The organism is Pseudoalteromonas sp. DL-6 (assembly GCF_004328665.1).
Taxonomy (GTDB): domain Bacteria; phylum Pseudomonadota; class Gammaproteobacteria; order Enterobacterales; family Alteromonadaceae; genus Pseudoalteromonas.
Window position 1 is genome coordinate 2,016,147 of the sequence record NZ_CP019770.1, and the last position, 25,891, is coordinate 2,042,037.

Genomic DNA, 25,891 nt, shown 5'->3' on the forward strand with positions numbered 1-25,891 from the left:
AACACAGATACTTTTAATTAAGTCTTTTGAGGTTGAACAATACTTGAGTGAATATCGTGACTCTAGGCTTTGATAAACCTAAATACTTAATTTAGAGAGGTATTTTATAGACGAACGTAAGAAGCGCTTGAACAGAAAGTTTTTTATCTTAATAACACATACCTACTTTAGAAAAAGTAAGTGGCGTCCCCAAGGGGATTCGAACCCCTGTTACCGCCGTGAAAGGGCGGTGTCCTAGGCCTCTAGACGATGGGGACGCAGAAATTGGTTTGCAAATCACTGATTTGCTATTTCTGCGTAAGATGAGCCGAGCCTGCGAGGCGAATGGCATTATCTTCTCAGAAACATTTTCTGTGTCACTAGGACAACTGAATGGTTTAACTCGTTTCAGGCGAGTTGCTTAATAACACTGCACTTCCCTATTAGAAATAAGTAAGTGGCGTCCCCAAGGGGATTCGAACCCCTGTTACCGCCGTGAAAGGGCGGTGTCCTAGGCCTCTAGACGATGGGGACACTAAAAAGTGTCACTAGGACAACTGAAAGTTTAGACTCGATTCAGACGAGCTTTAATAACACTACCCTACTGTATAATAGTAAGTGGCGTCCCCAAGGGGATTCGAACCCCTGTTACCGCCGTGAAAGGGCGGTGTCCTAGGCCTCTAGACGATGGGGACACTAAAAAGTGTCACTAGGACAACTGAAAGTTTAGACTCGATTCAGACGAGCTTTAATAACACTACCCTACTATATAATAGTAAGTGGCGTCCCCAAGGGGATTCGAACCCCTGTTACCGCCGTGAAAGGGCGGTGTCCTAGGCCTCTAGACGATGGGGACACTAAAAAGTGTCACTAGGACAACTGAATGGTTTAACTCGTTTCAGACGAGCTTTAATAACACTACCCTACTTTGGAAAAAGTAAGTGGCGTCCCCAAGGGGATTCGAACCCCTGTTACCGCCGTGAAAGGGCGGTGTCCTAGGCCTCTAGACGATGGGGACACTAAAAAGTGTCACTAGGACAACTGAAAGTTTAGACTCGATTCAGACGAGCTTTAATAACACTACCCTACTGTATAATAGTAAGTGGCGTCCCCAAGGGGATTCGAACCCCTGTTACCGCCGTGAAAGGGCGGTGTCCTAGGCCTCTAGACGATGGGGACACTAAAAAGTGTCACTAGGACAATTGATTAGTTAAACTCACATCCTGAGCTTTAAGGTAATGGCGTAATAGTACAAATAAAGACTCGAGCTTTATGTGTTACGCTATTTTCTCGGTAAAACCGCCTTTAACTAAAAGTTAAGTGGCGTCCCCAAGGGGATTCGAACCCCTGTTACCGCCGTGAAAGGGCGGTGTCCTAGGCCTCTAGACGATGGGGACACAGAAAACTGCTACCCTAGGACAAACACTAAAAATTGGTGGAGCTATGCGGGATCGAACCGCAGACCTCTTCGCTGCCAGCGAAGCGCTCTCCCAGCTGAGCTATAGCCCCAACTTATTCAATACGCTCGGTGATAACCACGTCGTGTATCGCTTAGTGCGGGGCGCATTCTATGCACCCCCCAAAATAAAGTCAACAGTTTTTTGTGCGACATTATTTAAATGGTTTAATTTTCAACAAACTGGCTATCATACATGCTAAAAAGTAGATTTTCATAGTATTTAGTAACCATGAGTTACGTTAAGTGTGCCACATTTGCGTTTGAGTTGAGAATAACGACTTTATAATACTAAAAGTACCTATTCACATCGGACTCAAAAGGTATACATTTATATGCAAATTGAGTTACCACCGCTTTTTGCCTAAAACTGGCCTACTTCCATCATAACCTAGCTGGATTTTATTAAATGCTAATTGTAAAGCTTAACTATGCTAAGCGATAAACAACTTGCTAATTTGAGTGGTTTAAACAATTGAATAATATAGGCAGGATGATCTGAACTAGAAAGCTTTACTTTGATTTCTTGGTTGCAACCCTGGCTCGGTAAATCAATTACCACTAAATTGAATTAATTTTCATCCTTAAAAAGCAACAGAGCCCTATCAAGTGAATATGAATGTAGTTACATTAGCGCCCAGCCATGCATGCTTATTGTTCGTTTTATGTTACCTTGTTGATAAAGTGAACACTATTTGCATTGCATTGATTATAAAAGCTTCATTCAGCACATTTTTATCATTCAAGTGTTGACACATTTACAAGTCTATCTATAATAGCGCCCCACAACAACGCAGCAATGTGGTGTTGTTTAGATGCGGGTGATTAGCTCAGTTGGGAGAGCATCGCCCTTACAAGGCGAGGGTCACTGGTTCAAGTCCAGTATCACCCACCACATTCTAATGTGTCGTATCTAAGTTCTATATGGGTAATTAGCTCAGTTAGAAATAATAGAGTGTCATCGTTATTTACAAATAACGGCGAGGTTCACTGGTTAAAGTCCAGTACTATTTTTATAATAGTTTAGTTTGATTTATATGTGGGTGATTAGCTCAGTTGGGAGAGCATCGCCCTTACAAGGCGAGGGTCACTGGTTCAAGTCCAGTATCACCCACCACATATAAAAACTGTTATTATATAAGTAGCTATTTGTTTTAAATTTGTAATATGGGTCGTTAGCTCAGTTACAAGAAATGAGAGCATCACCGCTATTTGCAAGTAACGGCGAAGTTCACTGGTTAAAATCCAGTACTATTTATTATAATAGTTTTGATTAATTTATATGTGGGTGATTAGCTCAGTTGGGAGAGCATCGCCCTTACAAGGCGAGGGTCACTGGTTCAAGTCCAGTATCACCCACCACATATAAAAATTATTATACAAATAGTTACATGTTTAAATTTGTAATATGGGTCGTTAGCTCAGTTACAAGAAATGAGAGCATCACCGCTATTTACAAGTAACGGCGAAGTTCACTGGTTAAAGTCCAGTACTGTTTATTTTAATAGTAGCGTTTTAATTTATATGTGGGTGATTAGCTCAGTTGGGAGAGCATCGCCCTTACAAGGCGAGGGTCACTGGTTCAAGTCCAGTATCACCCACCACATATAAATTCTATTATTATGTTAATAGTCATGTGTAAATTTGTAATATGGGTCGTTAGCTCAGTTGGGAGAGCATCGCCCTTACAAGGCGAGGGTCACTGGTTCAAGTCCAGTACGACCCACCATTCTTTGAATGGTGCATATTACAAGATATCTAAATGGGTGATTAGCTCAGTTAGAAAAAGAGAGCGTCACCGCTATTTACAAGTAACGGCGAGGTTCACTGGTTAAAGTCCAGTACTATTTATTTTAATAGTAGCGTTTTAATTTATATGTGGGTGATTAGCTCAGTTGGGAGAGCATCGCCCTTACAAGGCGAGGGTCACTGGTTCAAGTCCAGTATCACCCACCACATATAAATTCTATTATTATGTTAATAGTCATTTGTAAATTTGTAATATGGGTCGTTAGCTCAGTTGGGAGAGCATCGCCCTTACAAGGCGAGGGTCACTGGTTCAAGTCCAGTACGACCCACCATTCTTTGAATGGTGCATATTACAAAAATCTAAATCCTCCAGTACCACCTTCCATTTTAATATTCATTATCCTCCACTCTTTTAGTTCAAGTTCAGTATTAATTACCATTTAGAAATTCGTTACCAAGTAATTCTTCGGTTTCAAAAAATCAGTATTCCAATCACATACCAAAAATTTATCTTTCGAGTTTTATTATCTCCAAAATCATTTTGTTTAAACTTACTTTATTACGCGTGCTATTCATTTACTTTAAATGGGTTTTTAGCTCTTTTAAGGTAAAAATATAAACCTTTAGAATTAATTTGCTTAATAAGCTCTCATCTTCGAGGCGAATCTTTAAATTACCTTGTAAGCGTCTAAACTGTTGATTATAGTCTGTGTTAAATTCAATTACGCTTAAGCCAATGTCTAAAAATATTTTCAATGAAGCAAAAATACTGATTGTAGAAGAGCAGCCACTTGCTCAAAGCTACATGAAACAGTCGCTCGAAAAAATTGGCTTTGGACATATGCGTTTTGCAGATCATGCTCTAGCGGCAAAAGAACAATGCTTACATGAAGAATTTGACTTGGTAATTTGCTCTTTTAATCTAAGCAAACGCCAAGATGGCTACCAGCTTTATGAAGAATTACGCGCTAAAGCATTAATAAAACACTCTACTGGGTTTATTTTTACATCTGCGGAAACTAGCGGAGAGTTAGTTCACAGTGTATTAGAACTCCAACCCGATGACTTTTTAGTAAAACCCTTCTCTGTACAAGAGTTAAGAGTGCGCATAGAGCGTATTCTCAAACGTAAAAGCGACTTAAAAGCTATATACACTTTAATTGATGACGATAACCAGTCTAAAGCATTGAAACAAATTAATGCCCAGCTCGATAAAAGTAATAAATACAGCCCTATTCTGCTTAGATTAAAAGGCAACATTTTACTGGCGCTAAAACAAAACCAAGAGGCGAAAGACTTTTTTAAATCAGTTTTGAATATCCAAAAGTTTGCATGGGCAAAAGTAGGATTAGTAGAGGCTTTAATTGCTAACAATGAGCATATTTTGGCTCAGCGCATGCTTAAAACAATGCTTGAACGTAATGAGACTCGACTTATAGCCTTAGACTTATTAGGGCGTTTAGAAATAAAACTAAACCAATTTGATTTAGCCCAAGACTTTTTACGCCAAGCTGCACATATTGCCCCACGTAATATAGACCGTCAAAAATCACTTAACAGCGTATCGCTCATTAATAGAGATTACGAAACCAGCTACTTAACTCAAAAAGATATTGCCACTTACGCTAAGTACTCTATGCATGATAGCCCAGACATTTATTTAAATGCTGCTCGTGCTGGGATTGATTTTGCATTGACCACAGATCAAACTGACCAAATAAACAGGATCTCTCGTCAAACAAATAAATATATCAATGAGCTAAAAACACAATTCCCAACCAGTAATGCGCAAACCCAAATTGATGTGCTCAATGCTCGCCTTTATTATTTAAAAGATGAACATAAAAAAGCGAAACAGCTCATTGAGCAACTTGATGACAGCGATACTCAAATACGTTCAGTAGATGGTGCCCTAGACAAGGCAAAAGCACTGCATGAATTAGGTTTTCACCAAAAGGCGCAAGCGCTATTTAGCCAAATAATTGATCATTGCGAACGTCACCCAAGTAGAAGCGATGCTACTTACTTGCGTTATATACAGCAACAGCAAAGTGAAAGACGTGATATTAAAATGGGGCCGAAAGAGCTCAATAATCATGCTGTTAAGCAGTTTGAGCGCGGCCAATTAAATGTTGCCTTAGAGGCATTCAGCCAAGCATTTAGAGTCATGCCACACAATCCCAGTATTGCGCTTAATTTATTGCAATGTTTAGTGGATAAGTCAAAAAAACATGGTGACTCTTTCAATAGTCTGTTGGCCCAAAAGTGCTTTAAACTATTAAAAAAATCCCCCTTAGCAGAAGAGCAATCAGAGCGGTTCGATAAACTACTTCAGATTGCTAAAGAAATGAAACTAGAGATTAGTTAGAGCCTGTTTGGCATTAATGCTACGGTATCGCCTATTTATGGTGAGTAACCACACCATATAGGCGCTGCCTTGCCTAAATCCCAAACAGACCGCTGCAAATTTAACCTTGAAAGATCAACAGACCCTAGAGCTTTTTCATTGCCAGTGCGTTTACACAGTAGCGTAAACCAGTAGGAAGTGGCCCATCAGGGAAAATATGCCCTAAATGCGCATCACACACATTACAAACAACTTCAACTCGCTCCATGCCATGACTATTATCCATGACATAACCAATAGCTTCCTCAGTTGCCGGTTGGGTAAATGAAGGCCAGCCGGTGCCACTATCAAACTTTTCATCTGCATCAAATAGTAAGTTGTCACAACAAACACACACATACTTACCTGGATCTAACAAGGTACAAATACTCGAACTATTTGGTCGTTCAGTTCCCTTTTTACGGGTCACATAATATTGCTCTTCGTTTAACAGTTCGCGCCATTGCTGATCTGTTTTAACCACTTTTCGAACCGGTATTGGATTACCATGGTTGGCAAAATTAACAATATCGTTCCACTTCAACATAACAACCTCATTACGTTATTAATTTAACTAGCAATCATTTACTTGTAGTCTGGTACGCCTGTGGCTAATCCCACGATCAACGCTATCTAAAGACTATAGTGTGCTTTTCTGTTGCTGTAAGTATACGGCTTACATAGGCATGCAATTGGGCTTGACTGCCAGGAATGCTCACGCTTAATTGTCTGTCATTATTACTGTGCACTATTAGTTCATCGTTTCTTATTTCTATCGACTCAATATTACTGATGACTAACCAATGCGGACCATTTTTTTTATCAAACAGCCCTGTTAAACTAAAAACAAATAAGTGCTGCGCATCGCGTTGAATAAAATTACGCAGCGGATTGCGCATTTTAAACAACGGCGTTAATCGGTAACAACACGAACAAAACACCACAACCCACATTACTAACCCAGCTTTAAACCAAAGGAATTCGCCTAAAGAAAAAAAATAGCCACACGCTATAATTACGAGCCCTATTAAAGCAATTACTTGTGCTATTTTTTTATTGATACTGTGCATAAGCCCTCTTACTTTTTATCAGTTGCTTTTTCTGTCGGCTCGGGCCAATCACTAAAGAAAACACTTAAGTAACGACTTTTTGCCAAATACCACAACACCCATAATACAATCACCATTTGCACAGCTAAAAACAATGAGAAGCGATAATGGCTATGGGCTGCCTGAATACTCAACCACGACAAATCAATTAATGCACACGCAATCAGCGGCCAACGCATATACCGCCAAATACGCGCCAAGCGCTGCGTAGCTTGATGCGAGTCTCTTGGTCTGCGTAAACAAAATAAAATAGTAGGTACAATCGCTACTGCACCGATCGCTATAGCAATAAAAAAATCATTTTTTGATCTAAAAAACAATGACATTAAATCAAGCTCAGGTCGACGACTCAACGCGGCTATCACCCAAATAAAATAGGCACGCAATAGTACTAAAATACTCAAGTGGAATGCTAATGGCGTACGATAGCTACCATATTTATCCCAGTATTCAGGCCCATATCGACTCACAACTGATTTTTCCTATCGGCAATAGTGCCCAAAATAAAAAATGCCACTAATAAGGTAAGCGCTAACCACTTAGTGCCAAAAAACAGTAAAGCTTTAGTTAGCAGTGGGCTTAACCACACCACTAACAAGCCAAAGCCAAACGCAGTTATCAACACAAAACACGCCACCCTAATAATAAAGTGGCGCCTAGCTACGACGCCTTTGGTTAACTTTAAAATGTCATCCGCATACAGCGACACTAAGCACACCATTAAAAGCAGTGATAAATGCGGCAAATAGCCCTGTAACCATTGGCCTAGGTCAATTAACAAGGTATTAAGTATATTTGTAAAACTAGCCATTATGAGTCTCTAACAAAGTAATTAAATCATCCTCTGTCAGTATTTCTATACCAAGCTCTTGCGCTTTGGTGAGCTTAGAGCCAGCCTTTTCGCCCGCCACTAAGGCATCTGTTTTTGCTGAAACACTGCCAGAAACCTTGGCGCCTAATTGTTGTAGGCGCGCTTTTGCATCATTACGATTAAGCGTATTAAGCGTCCCAGTTAGCACATAAGTTAAACCCGCTAGCGGCTGTTCTTGCTCTGATGGCGCTGTTAACTGTGGCCAGTTTACTCCTTGCGCTATTAATTCGTTTACCACTGTCAGGTTATGCTCTTCAGTAAAAAAGCCGCGAACGTGTTTTGCTACTATTTCACCTACATCGCTCACTTCTATTAGTTGTTCAATGCTGGCATCAATCACGTTTTCAAGCGTTAAAAAGTGATTAGCCAAGTTCTGAGCTGTGGCCTCTCCGACTTCACGAATACCCAGTGAATATAAAAACTTTGCTAAGGTAGTGGTTTTAGCATCATCAAGCGCCGCAACTAAGTTTTTTGCTGATTTTGGCCCCATTCGTTCAAGTGATTCAAAATGTCCCTGCTTTAAAATAAATAAATCAGCAGGGGTTTTGATCAGCTCTCGGTCAACCAATTGATCAACAATTTTGTCGCCTAAGCCGTCAATATCTAATGCCTTACGTGAAGCAAAATGTTTAATCGCTTGTTTGCGCTGTGCTTGACATACCAAGCCGCCTGTACAACGTGCAACAGCTTCACCTTCAACCCGCTCAACGTGCGAGTCACAAATTGGGCACATAGTTGGAAACACAATCTCTTTTGCATCGCTTGGGCGTTGTTCAAGCACTACTTGGGTAATTTGTGGGATCACATCTCCAGCGCGGCGAATAATCACAGTATCGCCCACTTTAACGCCTAAACGGGCAATTTCATCAGCATTATGCAGCGTTGCATTCGATACCGTAACACCACCAACAAATACCGGCTCTAGTCGCGCAACAGGGGTAATAGCCCCAGTACGCCCTACTTGAAACTCTACATCTAATAAGTATGTTATTTCTTCTTGCGCCGGAAACTTATAAGCAATAGCCCAGCGCGGCGCACGCGCAACAAAGCCTAGGCGCTCTTGTAGGGCTTTTTTATTTACTTTTATTACCACGCCATCTATTTCATATTTTAGCTCGCTACGACGCGTTAAAATGTCATTATAATAGGCAAGCGCGGCCTTTGGGCCTTCAACTAGTTTTGTTTCTGGGCACAGTGGTAATCCCCAATCAGTAAGCTTGGCAAGTTGCTGGTAATGATCTTCAGGTAATGTGCCATCGGCGACCAATCCGGTGCTGTAGGCATAAAACATCAGTGGCCGTTTTGCGGTAATTTTTGAGTCGAGCTGGCGTAAACTGCCCGCTGCCGCATTACGTGGGTTTACAAAAACTTTGTCACCGCGCTTTTCTGCTTCGACATTTAATTTTTCAAAGCCCGCGCTATCCATAAACACTTCACCGCGCACTTCAAGCTCACGCGGGTAATCATCGCCGCGTAACTTTAATGGCACATTGCGAATTGTTTTTACATTTTGGGTAATATTTTCGCCAGTAAAGCCATCGCCACGAGTCGCTGCTTGCACTAATACCCCATCGCGATAAATAATCGATACCGCTAAACCATCCAGTTTAGGCTCACAGCAAAATGTAAGCTCGTCGGTGCTCATTAACCGCTCTTTAATACGACGATTAAAACCACTAAATTCGTCTTCACCAAAAGCGTTATCTAGCGATAGCATAGGCACTTGGTGTGCTACTTGCTCAAACTTGGCAAGCGCTGCCCCACCTACTTTTTGAGTAGGTGAATCTGCAGTTAAAAACTCAGGGTGCTGGGTTTCTAATTCGCTCAAAGTACGTAATAAGCGATCATATTCGGCATCGGGTATGCTGGGTGTATCAAGCACGTAATAACTATAATTGTGTTGCTCAAGCGTGGTACGAAGATGATTAATTTGCTCACTAATGCTGCTTGCCATGTAGACCTCAAAAACATAAAAAAAGCCACTTTGACGTGAACGCCCAGTGGCTTACAAAATTTAACTTATGCGTATATTACGCAGAAAATGCGCGAACCTGCTCAACATATTGACGAATACGCTCTACCGTCATTTCGTTTCGCTCAGCATCCAAGATTTCAGCTCCAAATTCATCTGCTAGCTTCTTAGCGGCGCTGTGCAGCATATTAAACGCAGCAAGGCCATCGCCATCACATGGTAGTGTCATAAATAAACTAACACCTGCGGTGCTAAACTGTTCCATATTATCAATATCGAACGTGCCAGGGTTATACATATTTACCAGTCTAAATAACACCGGTCCTTGGCCTGCTGGGTCCAAATGGCGATTAAAAAAACCTTCTTCTGAATACTTAAAGCCTAACGTGTTAACCGCCGGTAGTAATTTACTACCTTGCATAGTTAGCCCTTCTGGCATTTGAATATGTACAATTACAAAGTCAGCAATGTCTTTAGGGGCGTCTTGTTGTGTATCTGCAGCCTCTTCTGTTGCTACTTCAAGGTCATCCTCAATAGCTGTATCAGCTGGTCTAACGTCTATTTGTGGCTCATCAGCGCTGAAGTTTAACTCGCTCATTTGTGGCTCTTCGCGTTGCGCTAACATAGGCTCTTGCGGCTCAGTATGCAAAGATGAAGGCTGCTGTTCTTGAACAGGTTCAACTCGCTCGCTTGCAGGGAGTTCAGCATTCTCTTTTTTTCTTACTGACCACAAACCGTGTATTAATAAGCCACCAATGACAAACACACTGATCACAATTAAAACCCATCTTAATTCTTCGGCCATCCCCTCACCTTTTATTATTAATATGCCTAACAGCCATCATTTTACCTAAAATAACTAGCAAATGACTATAAAATTATGCATGTGCAAGTTGCACCGCTTGTTCAATATCCACAGCAACCATGCGCGACACGCCGGGCTCTGCCATGGTTACACCCGTTAATCTACCCGCCATTTCCATTGCAATTTTATTATGGCTTATATAAATAAACTGCACAGATTGTGACATTTCTTCAACCAATCGGCAAAAACGGACCACATTGGCATCATCTAATGGGGCATCTACCTCGTCCAGCATACAGAATGGAGCTGGATTGAGCCTGAATATAGAAAACACCAATGATAATGCGCTCAGCGCTTTTTCTCCACCACTTAACAAATGAATTGTCGAATTTTTTTTACCCGGAGGTCTTGCCATTATACTAACACCACTTTCGAGTAAATCGTCACTGGTTAATTCTAAGTAAGCACTGCCGCCGCCAAATACTTTTGGAAAAAGCTGGCCAAAATCGTGATTCACTTGATCAAAGGTAGACTTAAAGCGCGTTTTTGTTTCACGATCTATTTTATGAATAGCGCCTTCTAAAGCTGTTAATGCTTGGGTTAAATCATCCAGCTGATTATTTAAATAATCACTTCTTTGCTTAGCTTGTTCAAATTCATCAATGGCTGCAAGGTTAACGGCTCCTAGTTGCTCAAGCTGATTACTGACTCCAGCAAGTTGATTTTGCGCCGCATTTAATGACAACTCTGCAGGAAGCTCTGCTAAAACCTGTTTTAAATTTTGATTAAGCTCGCTAAGTGGCTCAAGTACCGCTTGCGCTTTTATTAATAGGCTTTGCTCTTCAATGCTCAGCTTCTGGTGTTGCTCTTGTAATGCCACCAGCTCAGTTTGTGACGTTTTTAAACTCGCTTGTTTGGTTTGTAATTCTTGTTTTGCTTGAGCTAACTGCTGTTGAATATCCACAAGGGTTTGTTCGCCTTGTTGGTGCTGTACTAATAATTGTTCAATACTTAGTGCAAGCTCTTGCTCAGGAATAAGTAACGCCTCAATTTGCTCTATTAGCTCTTGCGTTCCTTCTACAGCCATTGTTAATGCTTGTTCGGCATGGTTCAACTTGGTTTGACTGAGCTGCCACTCACTACGCACTTTTTGCTCATTAAGGTTTGCCTGATGTGCTTGCGTTTTATATTGTTCAGCATTATTCAAAGCTTGTTTGTAACGTTCATCACTATTTATTAGTGTGCTATCGGCTTGGTTAAGCTCTACAGCTAAGGCCTCTAACTGCTCTGCAAGCTGTTCATTTTTATCAAGCTCTTCGCCCAACAATTCGCTTAACTGCTGTTGTTGTTCTAGCAGAGGCTGACGCTGTTGTTGTAATTTGATCACCTGTTGCTGATGTTGATCAGCTTGCGCTTTGAGCATATCACCACGCGTTGTTGCTACAGCAAGTTGTTGTGCTAATTGGTGAATAGTGTCTTTGCGCTCGTTTTGCTGCTCGGTTATTAATGCAGCCTGCGCTTGATGTTCTTCAAGTGTGGAGTGTGCGTCCGTCAATGCCTGTTGTTGTTGCTCAAGTAAGGTTTCTTGCTGTTTGAGCTTTTTGTGCATTAATAATAAGGAGTTTTCTGCATTTTTTTCGCCACTAAGATGCCAATTTCGACCATGTAACGCTCCTTGCTTGTCCATCACTGCAATATAACTGGCATCGTTAAGATGGTGTGTTTGACCCTCGGCATCATAAGCAATATAGTTTAATAGCTCTGGGTAGATACCAGCGCTAATAAAGGCTGCAATACTATTGCTTGCCACAGACTGTGAGGGTATTTGCCACGTGCTATTTTCTGCTTTACCTGGTGAAACATGAATATGCTCAAGTGATGACAGCGCCTGCTCTACTAAAAACTCATAACCAGGCTGAACAGTTAACTGCTTGAATAAAGTTAAAGTTTTATCGCTGTTTTTTTCAAGTCCAAGGGTAGTTTTTAGCCCTGCTATACCGGCTTTTAGTTCATTAACTTGCTGAGATAAATGCTGCCATTGCTGCTGAGCTTCATCAAGCTGTTGCTGCTGTATTGCCTGAGCACTTTGACCTCTACTATGAGCAGTTTGCGCGTTAGCCAGCTGCTCTGTTAGCGTTTGTCTGTGCTGCTGTTGCTGAATTAATTGCTGCTCTATCTCACTGCGTTTTAACTCATCTATTTGCTCATCAAGCTGCGTTAGTTGTTGCTTAACATAACTGATTTTCTGCTCTGTATGTTTTACTGCATTTGCATGCGCTAACTGCTGATTATTTAATTTTTGATAGTCTTCTGTTAACGATTGCCACTGTGATGTGTCGGTATTTTTAATCTCCAGCAGCCGGTTAACCTCATCGGTAAGCTCCATAACCTGCTCGCTGCACATTAAGTTATACTCTACAGCCTGTTGCAAGCTGTCATCTAACTCTTGGCAGAGACTTTGTTGCTGCGTTTTAGCTTCTTCACTTTGGTTTTTTTGTTGCTCTAACTTGGCTAAATTTTGTTTCAGTGACAGCGTTTGTTGCTTAATGCTAATCTGCTGCTGTTCGCTGCGAGTCAATTCAGTATGCGTATGATGCTGCTGTTGCTGTGCATCATCGAGTTTATCTCGTTGAGCTTGCACTTGAGCATCAAGGCTTGCCAGAACATCATCATGGCCTGAATGCGCCGTTTTAAAGAAGCTGATTTGTTCATCCAGCTTTTTGATTTGCGCACTTTTATCAAGCTGTTGCTGATGCAGCTTTTGCCATTTTAATACCGCTATTTGCCCCTTTAAGGTGCGTTCTTGGGTTTTAAATTCACGGTATTTTTTAGCCTCAACCGATTGTACCGCCAGTTTATCAAGCTGGTTTTGTAACTCTTGACGAACATCAAGCAGTCGCTCTAGGTTTTCTCTGGTGCTTTTTATGCGTGTTTGTGTTTCACGGCGGCGCTCTTTGTATTTAGAGACCCCAGCGGCTTCTTCTAAGAAAACACGTAGCTCTTGCGGTTTGCTCTCTATTAAACGTGAGATCATCCCCTGTTCAATAATAGCGTAGCTTCGCGGCCCAAGACCCGTGCCTAAAAATATGTCGGTAATATCACGTTTTCGGCATTTACTGCCATTTAAAAAGTACAATGACTGACCATCGCGAGTCACCAAACGCTTAATAGCCACTTGGTTACGATCAGCAAAAGTATTAGGTAACTTACCTTGGGTATTATCAAATATTAGTTCAACGGAGGCTTGCGAAATGGGCTTGCGGTTAGTAGAGCCATTAAAAATGACATCAGTCATGGCATCGCCACGTAAATTTTTAGCTGAACTTTCACCAAGCACCCATCGCACCGCATCAATGACATTTGATTTGCCACAGCCATTAGGGCCGACAACACACGTCATTTGATCTGGAAATGGAATTTTAGTGGGCTCTACAAAAGATTTAAAGCCCGCTAATTTTATAGTGCTTAAGCGCATCTGGTTGTTTTACCGATTTTTATTATTTTTGTTAGTTGATACAATTTAACCTATTTTTAGGCAAAAGGTTAAGCTTGGCGTTTAAAGTTATCTAAAATAATGCCCGTTGCCATTGCCACGTTCAGCGATTCAGCACCGCCAAAAGCCGGAATGGTTATTTTGTTGCTCACTAATTTTGCACACTGCTCGCGTATTCCATGTGATTCACTGCCCATAAGCAATACACCTTGGCCACTAAATTTAGTGCTATGCACACTTTGGCCATCTAAAAATGCACCATAAATAGGCATGTTTAATGTATATAAGTATTCAGGCAATTCAACTTGGCTTACCGATACGCGAACGAACGACCCCATTGTGGCGCTAATTGTTTTTGGGTTATACGGATCGGCACTGTCAGTGCTGGCAACAATGTGTTTTATACCGTACCAATCAGCCACGCGAATGATGGTACCTAAATTACCCGGATCAGACACACCATCTAAGGCTAATATTAAGCTGTTTTCATCTGGTAATACGGTGCTTGGCATATCAACAATTGCAATAGCCGCATTATTACTTACCAAAGTACTGGCCTTTGTTAACTGCTCTTCATCTGCTGTAATAAAATGCGTTTGAGGATATGAGCTTTGGTTATTATCAATAAAGCTTTGCGTTGCAAATACATCGTTTACTTTTAATGGGCTATTTAATAACTCCAGTACATTTTTTTCGCCTTGTACTAAGTATTGGTTAAATTGCTTGCGATACTTTTTTTGGCCAAGCTGGCGAATAAGTTTAAGTTGGTTTTTTGAAATCATGACAGCCCCATTAAATTATCTGCACAGTATACCAGAGGTGACTTAAAGTGCAGCCCTATAAACAGTAAAAGCAATAAAAGTAGCCTACTTACAATCAGCTAGCTAATTATAAAGATTGTTTTTATTTTCTAAAAAAGGTAAATTCACAAAAAAACAACATGGATATCTTTTTAAATGGAATCAGTAAACCCAACTTCACCTGAGTCAAATCAAACACCCTCCGCTATTTTTAGCGGTAAAGTACAATTTAGCGGCAAAGGCGGCGAATTTTTTGGTATATGGATTGTTAATATACTACTAAGTATTATTACTCTCGGAATTTATTCTGCCTGGGCAAAAGTACGCACCTACCGTTATTTTTACGGTCATACGCGTATTGACGGCCATAGCTTTGACTATCTAGCGACCCCAATACAAATTTTAAAAGGACGCATTTTAGCGGTCATTGTATTTTTAATTTACACCCTACTTAGCAGCCTAGCACCGACGATAGGTCTTGTGTTTGCTATTGGCTTTTTATTTTTATTGCCATGGATCATTAACCAAGGCATGCGTTTTAATATGCGTATGACCCGCCATCGTAATGTACGCTTTGCTTTTTCAGGTAATTACGGCGATGCATTTATTAACTTTGTTTTATTGCCTATAGCAAGTGTTTTCACATTATACCTATTACTACCGTATGCATTAAAACGAATTGATCAATATATGCATGAAAACATCAGCTATGGAAATAAACCACTTACGGTAAATCTTCAGGGCGAACGCTATTATATTGCTGCACTTATTACCCTAGGAGTCGCAATTGGTGGCTTAGTTATTTTTGGCATCTTTGCTGGCGCAAGTGCCTTAACTATCGATAACTTAAACATACAAAACGTTAGCCTTTCAACAATTGTAGTGCCGCTATTAATTGCTGCGTTATATATTGCATTTTTAACACTGGTAGGCGCTGTTTATCATTCGATTATTCGAAATCATATTTTTAATAACAGCGAATTTACAGAGGTTGCTACCTTTGAGTCGAATTTAAAAGCCATTGACTACGCTATTTTACTATTTACCAATGTACTGGCAATTATGTTTACCTTAGGGCTTGCCTACCCTTGGGCTAAAGTACGTAGAGCAAAGCTGTTAGCATCGGTTACAGAAGTCTCTATTTATAGCGGCGCACTTTCGTTAATTGATGTTGCACAAAATGAGCAATCATCATTTGCTGAAGAAGCTGCCAATGTATTTGATATTGATATTTCACTTACCTAATGAGTAATTATCCTATTTTTGGCTGTTATTATTACCCTAATAGCAGCCAACATATCAAAAGCTATGCACACCTTTCCCATGAGCAAATAACACTTGTTGACTCTGAGAATACGACGTTACTTTCATCAACAATAGACGATTGCCAGCTTGATAGTCCGTTATCTGGCATGGCGTCTGAGTTGAATTTTGCTAACGGTGGGCGATTTATTCCTCAAGATGTGGAATTTAGATGGCCATTCGCGCTTAAAAAGCATGGACTGAGTGAACGACTCGAAAAAAATAAAATGCTTATTGTTGCATCTGTGCTGCTAATTCCCCTATTGCTTTGGTTAATTTTATCCCGCTTAATACCATCAGTAGCCGTTTATAGCGTTAACTTAGCACCTACCTCGACAATTGAAACGATGGGGGAGCACACGCTCAATGTGATAGAAAAAGTCGCATTAGAGCCATCTCAACTTGCTGCTAAAAAGCAAATAGAAATTCAGCAGCAATGGCGCTTAATGCTTAACTCGCTCAATTTAGACAGTGCAAAATTTAGACTTTCTTTTTATCAGTCAGACTATTTTTCAGCTAATGCGTTTGCTCTTCCAAATGGTCGGGTTGTTGTAACTGACGAACTTGTTGAACTATTAAAAAATGATCCTGATGCCCTGCGTGCTGTTTTACTTCATGAAATTGGTCATGTTCAGCACCATCACAGCATTCGCCTTGCAGCACAAGCTGCAGCTAGCACCGTTGTATTTGCAGTTATCTTTGGTGACTTAGAAGGTATATTAGAAGTCGTGCTTGGCTCTGGTTCATCTTTTTTACAACAAGCGTTTTCGCGAGATATGGAACAAGAAGCCGATATATATGCGATTAAAAACCTTTTAAAATTAGGCTATTCTAACCACGACTTTGCTGATGCAATTGAAGCACTGGAAAAGAATTTAAAAGCGCGAGAAGGGACCTATGATGAAACTTGGTTAAAGTATTTATCAACGCACCCAAGTTCCCAAGAGCGAATAGAATATGCGAGGCAATATAAACCACAATGACCCCTGAACTGAATTTATTGTTATTAGTTATCATTATGATAACGCTTGGCTACGGATTTATTTATCCGCGCTTTGCAGGCAGCAGCTTTAAAAAAGTATCGGTGCAAGATTTATTTGCAACAGGCATTACGCTATTAATTGCATCTACCCTTTATTACAACTCAGGCGTGCAATTTAGCTGGTTAATATTTGAAGTTAATTGGTTTTGGTTTACTTTTTTAACTTACGTCATAATCGAAATTCCGGTGTTTTTTATTTATGCTAAAAAGCACAATATGCAGTTTTAATCGTCTTTTATTTGCATACAAAAAAAGCGCCAAATCGGCGCTTTTTAATCTACATTAACACATATTAATATTTATGCTTAAGTGCCCACAAATGCAGTAATTCACTGGCAATCGTTGCAGCGGCAATGGCGGTAAGCTCACTTTGGTCGTACGACGGGGATACTTCAACCACATCCATTCCCACCATATTAATGCCTTTAAGTGCGCGTAAGATTTTAAGCACTTTATCAGAGGTTAAACCACCACACACGGGTGTGCCCGTACCTGGTGCAAAGGCGGGGTCTAAACAATCTATATCAAAGGTTAAGTAAACCGGTAAATCACCCACTCGCTCAATAATCTGAGCTGCAATATCGTTCGCATGCAGATCATTGGCTTGCATGGCATCAATCACTGCAAACTCATGCTTGCTTTGATCAAAGTCAGTACGAATACCTAGCTGAATACTGTGATTAACATCAATTAACCCTTCCATTGGCGCATGATAAAACATGGTGCCGTGATCAAAACGCGAACCGTTACTGTAAGTATCAGTATGCGCATCGAAATGCACTAACGCCATTTTGCCATGAATTTTTGCATGTGCGCGCAATAGCGGTAAGGTTACGAAATGATCGCCGCCCAAGCCTAGCAATGTTTTACCTTGGCGAAGTATTTGCTCTGCAGCCATTTCTAGTTGCGCGGTAAAATATTCAGGGTCGCCTACCGGATAGGTAAAATCGCCAGCATCCGCCACGGTTAAGCGCTCAAACAACGGAAATGTCCACGGGTACTTCGTATCTTCCCACGCTAAATGCACTGACGCTCTGCGAATAGCATCAGGTCCTAAGCGGGCACCAGGGCGCCCTGAAGTAGCCAAATCAAACGGTAAACCCAGTACCACTACATCGGCTTCAATCGAGTTAATGTTTTGTACCATAGGACGACGTAAAAACGTCATCCCATTTGAGTACAATGAGTGGTCAACACAACCAAACAAGCTAGACATTTCTTATAACTCTTCTAAATAAGTGTAGCCATCAAGGCCGCTTTGCAACTCGTCTAAAACGCTTTGCTGTTCATCAGGTGCAATTTTTGCGCTCACTAACTGCGCATATGACTGCTGAAAACCTTCAACATCTAAATGTACATAACGCATCATGTCAGCCACAGTATCACCATGATTAATTTCTGTAATACTAGCAACACCTTGTTCATCCATATTGATAATAGCACTGTGCGTATCACCAAATAAGTTATGCATATCACCTAAAATCTCTTGATAGGCACCTACTAAGAAAAACCCCATCAAATATGGTTTATCTGCTGTGAACTCAGGTACTGGCAATGTACTTTCAATACCTTGACCATCAACATAGTGCTCTAAAGCGCCATCAGAATCACAAGTAATATCCAATAACACAGCCCGTTTTTGTGGAGCTTGCGTTAAACCACTTAATGGCAATACCGGAAACACTTGGTCAATACCCCACGCGTCAGGCAATGACTGAAACAATGAGAAATTTACAAAAAACTTGTCCGCTAAACGCGCATTCAGTTCATCAATAATCGGTCGATGAAAGCGGTTTTTGTTATCCATTAATTTGTTTAGTTCATAACACACACGCAAATTAATTTGCTCGGCCCATGCACGTTGGGTTAAATCTAATAATCCCATCGCAAACTGACTATGCGCTTCAGCTAAATCACCTTGGCTGTCGTGAAAAATCTCAATTAACGCACGGTCATCAGTAAGCACATGCAATTGTTGCCATGAAATCCACATATTTTTAAGTAACTGCGGCGCATCATCAGCTGGCGCTTCTATTTCTTCCGGTGTATACGTTTCGGTGCCAATTACATTAGAAATCAGTACTGCGTGGTGCGCCGTTAATGCTCTTCCCGACTCTGAAATAATAGTAGGAAAAGGCTGTTCATATTGCTTACAAATATCGCCTATGGTGTACACAATATTATTTGCGTATTCAGCCAAGCTATAGTTCATTGAGTTGTGAGATTGACTGCGCGTGCCGTCATAATCAACCGCTAAACCGCCGCCTACATCAAGGCACTCTATGTGCGCGCCCAACTTGCGTAGTTCACAATAAAAACGTGCGGCTTCACTTACACCTAAACGTACATCACGAATGTTAGCCATTTGCGACCCTAAGTGAAAATGCACAAGCTGAACTAAATCAAGCTGATCTGTTTCTTTTAAGCGGTTTACTACATACAGCACTTGTGAAGCAGATAACCCAAACTTAGATTTTTCACCGCCACTGGCCTGCCATTTACCTTTGCCTTGCGAGGCTAAACGCACACGAATACCAATACGCGGTTTTACATTAAGTTCTTTGGCTTGGCTAAGCACCATGTCCAGCTCAGACAGTTTCTCAAGTACGATATACACTTTATGGCCCAGCTTTTCGCCAATCAGCGCTAAGCGCACATATTCTTTATCTTTGTAGCCATTACACACAATCACCGCACTGGTTTTTTCAGCCAGTGCTAATACGGTTAATAACTCTGGCTTGCTACCTGCCTCTAAACCTAGCTGTTTTTTTTCTACTTGTGCTTGGCTGGCAACAATTTCTTCAACAACTTCACGCTGTTGATTTACTTTAATCGGATAAACTAATAAATAGTCTTTTGGATAGCCATAGCTTTCTATTGCGGTATTAAATGCACCACATAGGCTATGCACACGATGGTGTAATATTTGTGGAAAACGAACGAGTGCTGGCAAGCTTAAACCTTTGTCTTCAAGTTGCTTAGCAATGTCTGTTAGTGCAATGGTTTGCTGTGGGGCATCAGCCTTGGGCGCAACATACACATCACCTTGATCATTAATACCAAAAAAACCTTGGCTCCAATGACGAACGTTGTAGCTCGTACGAGCTTGTTCTAGTGATGTTGTCTCTTTCATTTATCTTTCTCTTTTATTTATGAATGCCAAACCGGCTAGTTGCGCGCATTAAAAGAAAAATAGTGATTCATGTCCAACAAGTATTTCTACTCGTAACGAGTGATGATTGAAATTGATAATAAAAACACTCAATAGCGCAATATTAGCCAAGCGCAAGCTCCATAAATAAGCTGTTTGGGTTTGCTTTGTATTCACCAAAAGGTTCACATTGCACAAACCCTAAATTCTCATAAAGATGAATTGATTGTATTTGTTTTGGCCCTGTTTCTAGCTTTATAACTGGGATTTTTTCCTCGCCAGCATGGTATAACAAAATTTGCATAATACGGCGCGACAAGCCTTTTCCGCGATAGCTAGGTTTTACATATAAACGGCGTATCTCGCCATAGGGCTTTGTATCAAACTGCATAACAATCGCCCCGCAAGCAATAATCCCCTCTTCATTTTTCAAGCCTATTGCATACACATTGGGTTGGCCTAATTGACTAACTGACAATGACTGCGCTGTAGCTACTGGGTATAAAGAATTAATAAGTCTGTCGATATCAGAAAATACAGTAATCACATCCGGATCATCAGGGGTTAAATCTATTAACTGCATAGGCTATCTCTAATTTTTTTTCATATTTGTTAGCAAACTATAACGCATTGTAACGAATGAACAATAACTATGTTTTATGTGATTACCTTTAAAAATACCGACACAAAATTATTATTGCAAAATAAAAAACAATAGTTTTGACCTATAGGTACTATGATGGGCGTACAATGCAATCAATTAGAGTGTAAGTTAGGAAGAAATGATGTGGTTTAGCCCAAAAAAAAGAAAACAGGCGTTTGCAAAACAGCTAGTTAATGTACACGAAGCAGCTGCGATTATCGTTAACAACGACAACATTGTTATTGCAGTGAACGACGAGTTTAAATCGCTAAGTAGGACACTTAACCAAACTAATGATACCAATACATTAACCTATTTAAATAAACAGTATAATCCAACAAGCAAAACTATTGCTTGTGGAAATAACTTGTTTTTAACCCAACATATTAGCCCACTTACATTAAAAGAGCTTGATACATGCTCGCTTCATGTATTTAAGCCTGAGCCTATGAGAGTGTTAGATGAACAAGCTTGGCAAACACTACTGAGCTTAGGTGGAGATATCTACGCAGTCTTCGATGATAATGAAAAGCTTGTCGCGAATAATTTAGATACGTTGAACAATGCCGATGCTGGACTACTGCCCAAAGAAAACACTAAATTGCTAAACGTTTTACAAGGTGCCTTAAACAGCGAGCACGGTTCACTGTGTTTATCTGTAAAAGACAATATTTATTATAATGTAGCCCATACTACTTTTAACTTTAATAATTCGTTGTTGTCTGCATTTGTGTTGTCGAAACAATCGCAAGTGGAAGACTATAAGCAATTTGAACTGTTATCTAAAGTGGTCAGCAATACCAGCACGAGTGTACTTATTACCAATAAAGATGGCTTAGTAGAATATGTTAACCCTGGCTTTGAAGTACTTTCAGGTTATACACTTGCAGAAGTAAAAGGCAAAAAGCCAGGCAATTTCTTGCAGGGTGAACAAACAGACAAAGAAACAGTTAAGCGGATTTCAAGAAACCTCAAAAATAAACAACCATTTTATGAAGAAATATTAAATTTTGACAAAAATGGCGTGCCATATTGGATCGTTCTGTCGGTAAACCCAACATTTAATGATAATGGCCAGCACACTGGGTTTGTGGGCGTCAGTTCAGATATTCGCGAAATTAAACGCCAAGTACTTGAACAAATAAACCAAAAAGATGCAATAAGTAGCCACTCGGCCGTGATTGAGTTTAATGAAGATGGCCAGTTTTTATCCGCCAATGAATATACTAAAAGGCAATTAAACATATCTGATGGCTCAAACATAGCGAGTGTGTTTGGTAATTTAAGAGAGTATTTAGACGCTTCACGTATTCAAATGCTCAACCAAGGTAAACCGACTGAAGTAATGATGTCATTAACGCATCAAAATGAAGACGTAACGCTAGATTGCATTATTTCTTCTATTACCGATTTAAACGGTAAAATTTCTAAATATGTTGTATTTGGTAGTAATGTATCTTCTAGAAACAAATTAGTTACTGGAACGCATCAATCAATGTCAACGGTATTAGGGAAAATTCAAACTACGGTCACCACCATTAATGCCGTGGCAGATCAAACTAATTTACTTGCTCTTAATGCGGCCATTGAAGCTGCAAGAGCTGGTGAAGCTGGACGAGGTTTTGCCGTGGTTGCTGACGAAGTACGTAACCTTGCCAAAACGTCAAACGAAGCAGCGGCACAAATTGGGCTTTTAATAAATGAAACTCAAACGCACGTTGACGAGCTAGCTTCATTTTTAAAATAATCGAATTGTTTGAGTACGCTTAACGTCTTTAGTTTTAGTGGTTTTCATAAAATAAGTCCTAAATGTGTAAACACATTTCAGGACAAGACAATGCATAAAATAAAAAAAGGCGCTGACGAGTAATGCCGATCAGTTAAGAATATTTTTGATCGGTTGACTGATCTTTTTAACGCTTTCAAAATCCGATATCTGTCTCTGGTATCGGATTTTTTTATGCGCTTTGAAAATGAATTAGCGGTCGCTTTTAACTCTTGTGGTAGTTTTCATACATTCGAAAAATATGCTGAGCTACTTTCCCCTCAACTTATTCAGCAAGGCTTTGAACAAGCTGGTGTGGCTACCATTCGTAAAAGAAGATTGCCGCTTGAAACGGTTCTGTGGTCAATTATCGGCATGTCTTTATATCGTCAGAAATCGGTTTGGGATATTGCAACACAAATGGACATTATGTTGCCCGATAAGAAACCATTGGTCGCGCCCAGTGCGTTGGTTCAGGCAAGACAGAGGTTGGGGGAAGACGCTGTCCGAGAGGTGTTTCGCGTGATGGCAAAGCATAGCTATGAGTCTAATCAATTTGAAACCTGGGCTGGATTAAATTTGCTGGCTGTTGATGGTGTTGTCTGGCGAACGGCTGATACGCAGGAAAATCATGAAGTGTTTGAGACACAGAGTAATCAACATAGAGAGAATACTTATCCTCAGATCCGTATGGTTTGCCACATGGAAATCACCAGCCATCAACTTATCAATAGCGCCTTCTCGGGTTACCGCACCAATGAAATGAAGTTGGCCGAGGAGTTGGTAAGCACGACTCCAAATCATTCTTTAACGCTGTTTGATAAGGGGTATTACTCTCTTGGTCTGCTAAATCGTTGGCATCAAGCAGGTGAGCAAAGACACTGGATGATACCCGCGAAAAAAGACCTTCAGTATGAGGTGCTACGTAGCTTTAGCAAACAGGACCAGCATATACGTTTAACCAGCACACCACAGGCAAGGAAGAAATTCACTGACTTGCCTGAATACGTCGAAGCAAGATTAGTCACGAAAACGATAAAAGGGAAAACGTATCGAATGTTATCGTCAATGGTAGACCCAATGCGATTTCCAGGTGATGAGATGGTTGAATTATATCGATACCGATGGGAAATTGAGTTGGGCTACCGCGAGATGAAGCAATCACTTCTTAACAGCGAATATACGCTAAGAAGTAAACGCCCAGATATGATTAGGCAAGAACTATGGGGCGTACTGCTGTGCTATAACTTAATCAGGCAAGGAATGACGGCAGCAGCAGGGAAATTAGGAGGTGTGTTACCCAATCAACTCAGTTTTACCAGCTGTTCAATGGCTATTACACACTTCTTCGTTACTGTATCGTTGAGCAGTCCAGGCAATATTCCTAAAGCATACAATGCCTTACTCACGAAAATGAGCTTCTTCTTGTTACCAGAAAGGCGAGAAGACAGGAGCTACCCAAGATGGGTAAAACCAAAGCCAAAGAAGTATCCGACTAAAAAGAAAAATGCCAGTCAGCTTAACTGACTGGCATTAGGCGCTGACGAGCGCCTTTTTATGCAATTAAAGCCCTTGCTCATCTGCCATTTTTTTAACTATTTGTGGTGCCGTCCAAAGTGACGGTAGCAACACAAATGACACAGGCACAGCAGTGACCACAATAAACGACTGCAACGCTGAGATTCCGCCCTCGCCTATAGAAATAAGCAACGCCGCCATCACCCCCATCATGATCCCCCAAAACACCCGAATAGACGTTTGTGGGTGATCGGTACCCGTCATTACCATAGATACCGAATAAGTCATTGAATCACCGGTTGTTGCCACAAAAATGGTGGTCAGTACTAAAAATAACACCGACACAACAAACCCCATGGGTAACTGCTCAGTAATGGCTAACAATGCCGCTGGTAAATTAAGCCCTGCGAAAGGTTCTGATATAACACCGGGGTTATTTAACTCAAAAAAGATGCCTGAGCCACCCACAATAGTAAACCAAAAACACGTGATTACAGGGGCAACCACAGAAATAAGTAAAATCATTTCACGGATAGTTCGGCCACGCGATATACGCGCAACGAACATAGCCATTAATGGGCCATAACCTAAAAACCAGCCCCAAAAGAATACGGTCCACCAGTCTAACCATGGTTTATCAGCACGAAATGTAGCCATAGGAATAAAGTTATCTAAATACAAACCGAAGGAGTGAATGTAACTGTCGATAATAAACGCAGTTGGCCCCATCAGTAAAATAAACAACATCAGTACTACAGCTAATACAACATTAAAACGGCTTAGTAGCTGAATACCTTTGGTAACCCCACTTACCGCTGAAAGTGTATAAATGCCAATTAAACTAAATAAAATAACCACTTGTGTGGTGTAGGTGTCAGGAATACCAAACAATTTATCTAGGCCAAAACTCACCTGTAAGCCTAAAAAACCAATTGGGCCCACAGTGCCAGCAACCACAGCGAGTACACAACATGCATCAACAATAGTACCAAGCGCCCCTTTCATAGCACGATCGCCAAATACGGGATAAAGCAAAGTACGTGGTTTAAGTGGTAAGCCTTTTTCGTAATGAAGATGCATATAAACAATGCCGGTCAAACTGCCTAAAATAGCCCAGGCTAAAAACCCCCAGTGCATAAAGCTTTGTGCAAGGGCGTTATAGGCGGCATCATTAGTGCCAGTTTCACCGCCAAATAATGGAGGCGGAGAAATAAAGTGTGCCATTGGCTCTGCTGCGGCCCAGAATACACCGCCACCAGCAAGCAAAGTACACATAATAATACTTATCCATTTGAAGGTAGATATTTCAGGGGTTTTTAAACCACCCAGCACCACTGAACCGGTGCGACCTACGGCCAAAAATATACCAATTACAAAGGTTAATAACAGCAGGACTTGCCAAAAGGCGCCAAATATTTTGGTGGAGAAGGCAAAGGCAGAGTTTATCCAATCCGACATCAGTTTTATGTCGTACAGTGCCAGCGCGGCAAATAAAACTAATATACCGCCACTGATTAAAAAAACGGGTATATCAACCCCTTCCAGAAACTTTACCCGGGAAGAATGTGTTTCACCCGACTTTAAAGCTGCTTTCGTGGTATTCATTTATCGCTCCTAATGGTTCTTTAAAGTTACCGACATAGCGACATACCATGACACCACTCTAAACCCTAGTTTCAACAAACGACAAAGCAACTCAAAAGCGAGTTTCAAGTACTTGTCGTGTTCACGTTTAGATAATGTCACAACAAGTAGACTTATTGCCAATTGCTAACTAGTTTAACGCGTTAAAAACGCTAAACCAATGCCGCAGCAATGATTTGTGCAATAGTTACACAATAATAAACAAT

At 40.7% G+C, this 25,891-nt stretch carries 18 protein-coding genes and 15 tRNA genes; 13 read left to right on the forward strand and 20 right to left on the reverse strand.

All coding sequences use genetic code 11. The features are described from left to right. Nucleotides 1-181: 181 nt before the first annotated feature. From B1F84_RS09295 to B1F84_RS09330, 8 genes are all read right to left on the reverse strand, one after another. Nucleotides 182-257 (reverse strand) — tRNA-Glu (locus B1F84_RS09295). Between the two features lie 180 nt (nucleotides 258-437). Next, nucleotides 438-513: transfer RNA gene (locus tag B1F84_RS09300), tRNA-Glu, on the reverse strand. A gap of 85 nt (nucleotides 514-598) precedes the next feature. Then, nucleotides 599-674, reverse strand: a tRNA-Glu gene (locus B1F84_RS09305). Nucleotides 675-759: 85 nt separating this feature from the next. Continuing rightward, nucleotides 760-835 (reverse strand) — tRNA-Glu (locus B1F84_RS09310). 86 nt (nucleotides 836-921) lie between these two features. Further along, nucleotides 922-997: transfer RNA gene (locus B1F84_RS09315), tRNA-Glu, on the reverse strand. Between the two features lie 85 nt (nucleotides 998-1,082). Further along, nucleotides 1,083-1,158 (reverse strand) — tRNA-Glu (locus tag B1F84_RS09320). Nucleotides 1,159-1,300: 142 nt separating this feature from the next. After that, a tRNA-Glu gene (locus tag B1F84_RS09325) sits at nucleotides 1,301-1,376 on the reverse strand. 36 nt (nucleotides 1,377-1,412) lie between these two features. Then, nucleotides 1,413-1,488 (reverse strand) — tRNA-Ala (locus tag B1F84_RS09330). A 766-nt stretch (nucleotides 1,489-2,254) separates the two neighbouring features. Between B1F84_RS09330 and B1F84_RS09335 the strand changes: the two genes are divergently transcribed. From B1F84_RS09335 to B1F84_RS09375, 8 genes are all read left to right on the forward strand, one after another. Further along, nucleotides 2,255-2,330, forward strand: a tRNA-Val gene (locus B1F84_RS09335). 146 nt (nucleotides 2,331-2,476) lie between these two features. Continuing rightward, nucleotides 2,477-2,552: transfer RNA gene (locus tag B1F84_RS09340), tRNA-Val, on the forward strand. Between the two features lie 169 nt (nucleotides 2,553-2,721). Continuing rightward, nucleotides 2,722-2,797 (forward strand) — tRNA-Val (locus B1F84_RS09345). Nucleotides 2,798-2,963: 166 nt separating this feature from the next. Then, nucleotides 2,964-3,039: transfer RNA gene (locus tag B1F84_RS09350), tRNA-Val, on the forward strand. A gap of 49 nt (nucleotides 3,040-3,088) precedes the next feature. After that, nucleotides 3,089-3,164, forward strand: a tRNA-Val gene (locus B1F84_RS09355). A 151-nt stretch (nucleotides 3,165-3,315) separates the two neighbouring features. Continuing rightward, a tRNA-Val gene (locus B1F84_RS09360) sits at nucleotides 3,316-3,391 on the forward strand. Nucleotides 3,392-3,440: 49 nt separating this feature from the next. After that, nucleotides 3,441-3,516: transfer RNA gene (locus B1F84_RS09365), tRNA-Val, on the forward strand. A gap of 404 nt (nucleotides 3,517-3,920) precedes the next feature. Then, nucleotides 3,921-5,552 (forward strand): response regulator, encoded by a 1,632-nt coding sequence (locus tag B1F84_RS09375; protein WP_131691257.1) that lies wholly within the window; start codon nucleotides 3,921-3,923, stop codon nucleotides 5,550-5,552. 124 nt (nucleotides 5,553-5,676) lie between these two features. Here B1F84_RS09375 and msrB read toward each other — a convergent pair whose 3' ends face one another. From msrB to B1F84_RS09415, 8 genes are all read right to left on the reverse strand, one after another. Beyond that, nucleotides 5,677-6,117 carry a peptide-methionine (R)-S-oxide reductase MsrB gene (gene msrB / locus B1F84_RS09380; RefSeq protein ID WP_131691258.1) on the reverse strand — a complete coding sequence of 147 codons (441 nt, stop codon included), beginning with the start codon at nucleotides 6,115-6,117 and terminating at the stop codon, nucleotides 5,677-5,679. An 82-nt stretch (nucleotides 6,118-6,199) separates the two neighbouring features. After that, the gene (locus B1F84_RS09385; RefSeq protein ID WP_131691259.1) at nucleotides 6,200-6,640 is read right to left on the reverse strand and encodes a hypothetical protein; all 441 of its coding nucleotides are present in this window, start codon (nucleotides 6,638-6,640) and stop codon (nucleotides 6,200-6,202) included. 8 nt (nucleotides 6,641-6,648) lie between these two features. Further along, a complete protein-coding gene (locus tag B1F84_RS09390) occupies nucleotides 6,649-7,149 on the reverse strand; it encodes a DUF2919 domain-containing protein (protein ID WP_131691260.1) in 501 nt (166 codons plus the stop codon). Then, nucleotides 7,146-7,490: a DUF3392 family protein gene (locus B1F84_RS09395; RefSeq protein ID WP_008115215.1), complete on the reverse strand. Its 345-nt coding sequence runs from the start codon at nucleotides 7,488-7,490 to the stop codon at nucleotides 7,146-7,148. Before B1F84_RS09395 ends, B1F84_RS09390 begins: the two co-directional genes overlap by 4 nt. Next, on the reverse strand, nucleotides 7,483-9,504 hold the full coding sequence (gene ligA / locus B1F84_RS09400; protein WP_131691261.1) for an NAD-dependent DNA ligase LigA: 2,022 nt from the start codon (nucleotides 9,502-9,504) through the stop codon (nucleotides 7,483-7,485). The genes B1F84_RS09395 and ligA overlap by 8 nt, the downstream gene beginning before the upstream one ends. Nucleotides 9,505-9,580: 76 nt before the next feature. Next, on the reverse strand, nucleotides 9,581-10,327 hold the full coding sequence (gene zipA / locus B1F84_RS09405; RefSeq protein WP_131691262.1) for a cell division protein ZipA: 747 nt from the start codon (nucleotides 10,325-10,327) through the stop codon (nucleotides 9,581-9,583). 73 nt (nucleotides 10,328-10,400) lie between these two features. Further along, nucleotides 10,401-13,802, reverse strand: coding sequence for an AAA family ATPase (locus B1F84_RS09410; protein ID WP_131691263.1), 3,402 nt, complete (start codon nucleotides 13,800-13,802; stop codon nucleotides 10,401-10,403). Nucleotides 13,803-13,870: 68 nt separating this feature from the next. Then, nucleotides 13,871-14,602, reverse strand: a complete 732-nt coding sequence (locus B1F84_RS09415) for an RNA methyltransferase (protein ID WP_131691264.1) — start codon at nucleotides 14,600-14,602, stop codon at nucleotides 13,871-13,873. Nucleotides 14,603-14,776: 174 nt separating this feature from the next. Between B1F84_RS09415 and B1F84_RS09420 the strand changes: the two genes are divergently transcribed. From B1F84_RS09420 to B1F84_RS09430, 3 genes are read left to right on the forward strand one after another with little or no spacing between them, the layout of a single operon-like run. Beyond that, nucleotides 14,777-15,865 carry a YjgN family protein gene (locus B1F84_RS09420; RefSeq protein WP_131691265.1) on the forward strand — a complete coding sequence of 363 codons (1,089 nt, stop codon included), beginning with the start codon at nucleotides 14,777-14,779 and terminating at the stop codon, nucleotides 15,863-15,865. Continuing rightward, on the forward strand, nucleotides 15,865-16,905 hold the full coding sequence (locus B1F84_RS09425; RefSeq protein ID WP_131691266.1) for a M48 family metallopeptidase: 1,041 nt from the start codon (nucleotides 15,865-15,867) through the stop codon (nucleotides 16,903-16,905). Before B1F84_RS09420 ends, B1F84_RS09425 begins: the two co-directional genes overlap by 1 nt. Further along, nucleotides 16,902-17,192: a hypothetical protein gene (locus tag B1F84_RS09430; RefSeq protein WP_008115202.1), complete on the forward strand. Its 291-nt coding sequence runs from the start codon at nucleotides 16,902-16,904 to the stop codon at nucleotides 17,190-17,192. The genes B1F84_RS09425 and B1F84_RS09430 overlap by 4 nt, the downstream gene beginning before the upstream one ends. 64 nt (nucleotides 17,193-17,256) lie before the next feature. Here B1F84_RS09430 and speB read toward each other — a convergent pair whose 3' ends face one another. The 3 genes from speB to B1F84_RS09445 all read right to left on the reverse strand — a co-directional run bounded on the left by speB (nucleotide 17,257) and on the right by B1F84_RS09445 (nucleotide 20,698). After that, complete coding sequence (speB, locus tag B1F84_RS09435) at nucleotides 17,257-18,180, reverse strand: agmatinase (protein WP_008115201.1); 924 nt, start codon at nucleotides 18,178-18,180, stop codon at nucleotides 17,257-17,259. 3 nt (nucleotides 18,181-18,183) lie between these two features. Then, nucleotides 18,184-20,097 (reverse strand): biosynthetic arginine decarboxylase, encoded by a 1,914-nt coding sequence (gene speA / locus B1F84_RS09440; protein WP_131691267.1) that lies wholly within the window; start codon nucleotides 20,095-20,097, stop codon nucleotides 18,184-18,186. Between the two features lie 142 nt (nucleotides 20,098-20,239). Then, nucleotides 20,240-20,698 carry a GNAT family N-acetyltransferase gene (locus tag B1F84_RS09445; RefSeq protein WP_131691268.1) on the reverse strand — a complete coding sequence of 153 codons (459 nt, stop codon included), beginning with the start codon at nucleotides 20,696-20,698 and terminating at the stop codon, nucleotides 20,240-20,242. A gap of 199 nt (nucleotides 20,699-20,897) precedes the next feature. Between B1F84_RS09445 and B1F84_RS09450 the strand changes: the two genes are divergently transcribed. Continuing rightward, nucleotides 20,898-22,505 (forward strand): methyl-accepting chemotaxis protein, encoded by a 1,608-nt coding sequence (locus tag B1F84_RS09450; RefSeq protein WP_276319953.1) that lies wholly within the window; start codon nucleotides 20,898-20,900, stop codon nucleotides 22,503-22,505. Between the two features lie 213 nt (nucleotides 22,506-22,718). Continuing rightward, nucleotides 22,719-24,050, forward strand: coding sequence for an IS4 family transposase (locus tag B1F84_RS09455; protein ID WP_131690935.1), 1,332 nt, complete (start codon nucleotides 22,719-22,721; stop codon nucleotides 24,048-24,050). Nucleotides 24,051-24,086: 36 nt separating this feature from the next. Here B1F84_RS09455 and B1F84_RS09460 read toward each other — a convergent pair whose 3' ends face one another. Continuing rightward, on the reverse strand, nucleotides 24,087-25,646 hold the full coding sequence (locus B1F84_RS09460) for a BCCT family transporter (protein ID WP_008115194.1): 1,560 nt from the start codon (nucleotides 25,644-25,646) through the stop codon (nucleotides 24,087-24,089). Nucleotides 25,647-25,891: the final 245 nt, after the last annotated feature.

Coding starts and splice junctions, on each gene's coding strand:
- speA (WP_131691267.1), bottom strand. CDS start 20,097: ATGAAAGAGACAACATCACTAGAACAAGCTCGTACGAGCTACAACGTT.
- B1F84_RS09375 (WP_131691257.1), top strand. CDS start 3,921: ATGTCTAAAAATATTTTCAATGAAGCAAAAATACTGATTGTAGAAGAG.
- B1F84_RS09450 (WP_276319953.1), top strand. CDS start 20,898: ATGATGTGGTTTAGCCCAAAAAAAAGAAAACAGGCGTTTGCAAAACAG.
- B1F84_RS09385 (WP_131691259.1), bottom strand. CDS start 6,640: ATGCACAGTATCAATAAAAAAATAGCACAAGTAATTGCTTTAATAGGG.
- B1F84_RS09460 (WP_008115194.1), bottom strand. CDS start 25,646: ATGAATACCACGAAAGCAGCTTTAAAGTCGGGTGAAACACATTCTTCC.
- B1F84_RS09410 (WP_131691263.1), bottom strand. CDS start 13,802: ATGCGCTTAAGCACTATAAAATTAGCGGGCTTTAAATCTTTTGTAGAG.
- B1F84_RS09430 (WP_008115202.1), top strand. CDS start 16,902: ATGACCCCTGAACTGAATTTATTGTTATTAGTTATCATTATGATAACG.
- B1F84_RS09455 (WP_131690935.1), top strand. CDS start 22,719: ATGCGCTTTGAAAATGAATTAGCGGTCGCTTTTAACTCTTGTGGTAGT.
- B1F84_RS09415 (WP_131691264.1), bottom strand. CDS start 14,602: ATGATTTCAAAAAACCAACTTAAACTTATTCGCCAGCTTGGCCAAAAA.
- B1F84_RS09445 (WP_131691268.1), bottom strand. CDS start 20,698: ATGCAGTTAATAGATTTAACCCCTGATGATCCGGATGTGATTACTGTA.
- B1F84_RS09420 (WP_131691265.1), top strand. CDS start 14,777: ATGGAATCAGTAAACCCAACTTCACCTGAGTCAAATCAAACACCCTCC.
- speB (WP_008115201.1), bottom strand. CDS start 18,180: ATGTCTAGCTTGTTTGGTTGTGTTGACCACTCATTGTACTCAAATGGG.
- B1F84_RS09425 (WP_131691266.1), top strand. CDS start 15,865: ATGAGTAATTATCCTATTTTTGGCTGTTATTATTACCCTAATAGCAGC.
- zipA (WP_131691262.1), bottom strand. CDS start 10,327: ATGGCCGAAGAATTAAGATGGGTTTTAATTGTGATCAGTGTGTTTGTC.
- B1F84_RS09395 (WP_008115215.1), bottom strand. CDS start 7,490: ATGGCTAGTTTTACAAATATACTTAATACCTTGTTAATTGACCTAGGC.
- ligA (WP_131691261.1), bottom strand. CDS start 9,504: ATGGCAAGCAGCATTAGTGAGCAAATTAATCATCTTCGTACCACGCTT.
- msrB (WP_131691258.1), bottom strand. CDS start 6,117: ATGTTGAAGTGGAACGATATTGTTAATTTTGCCAACCATGGTAATCCA.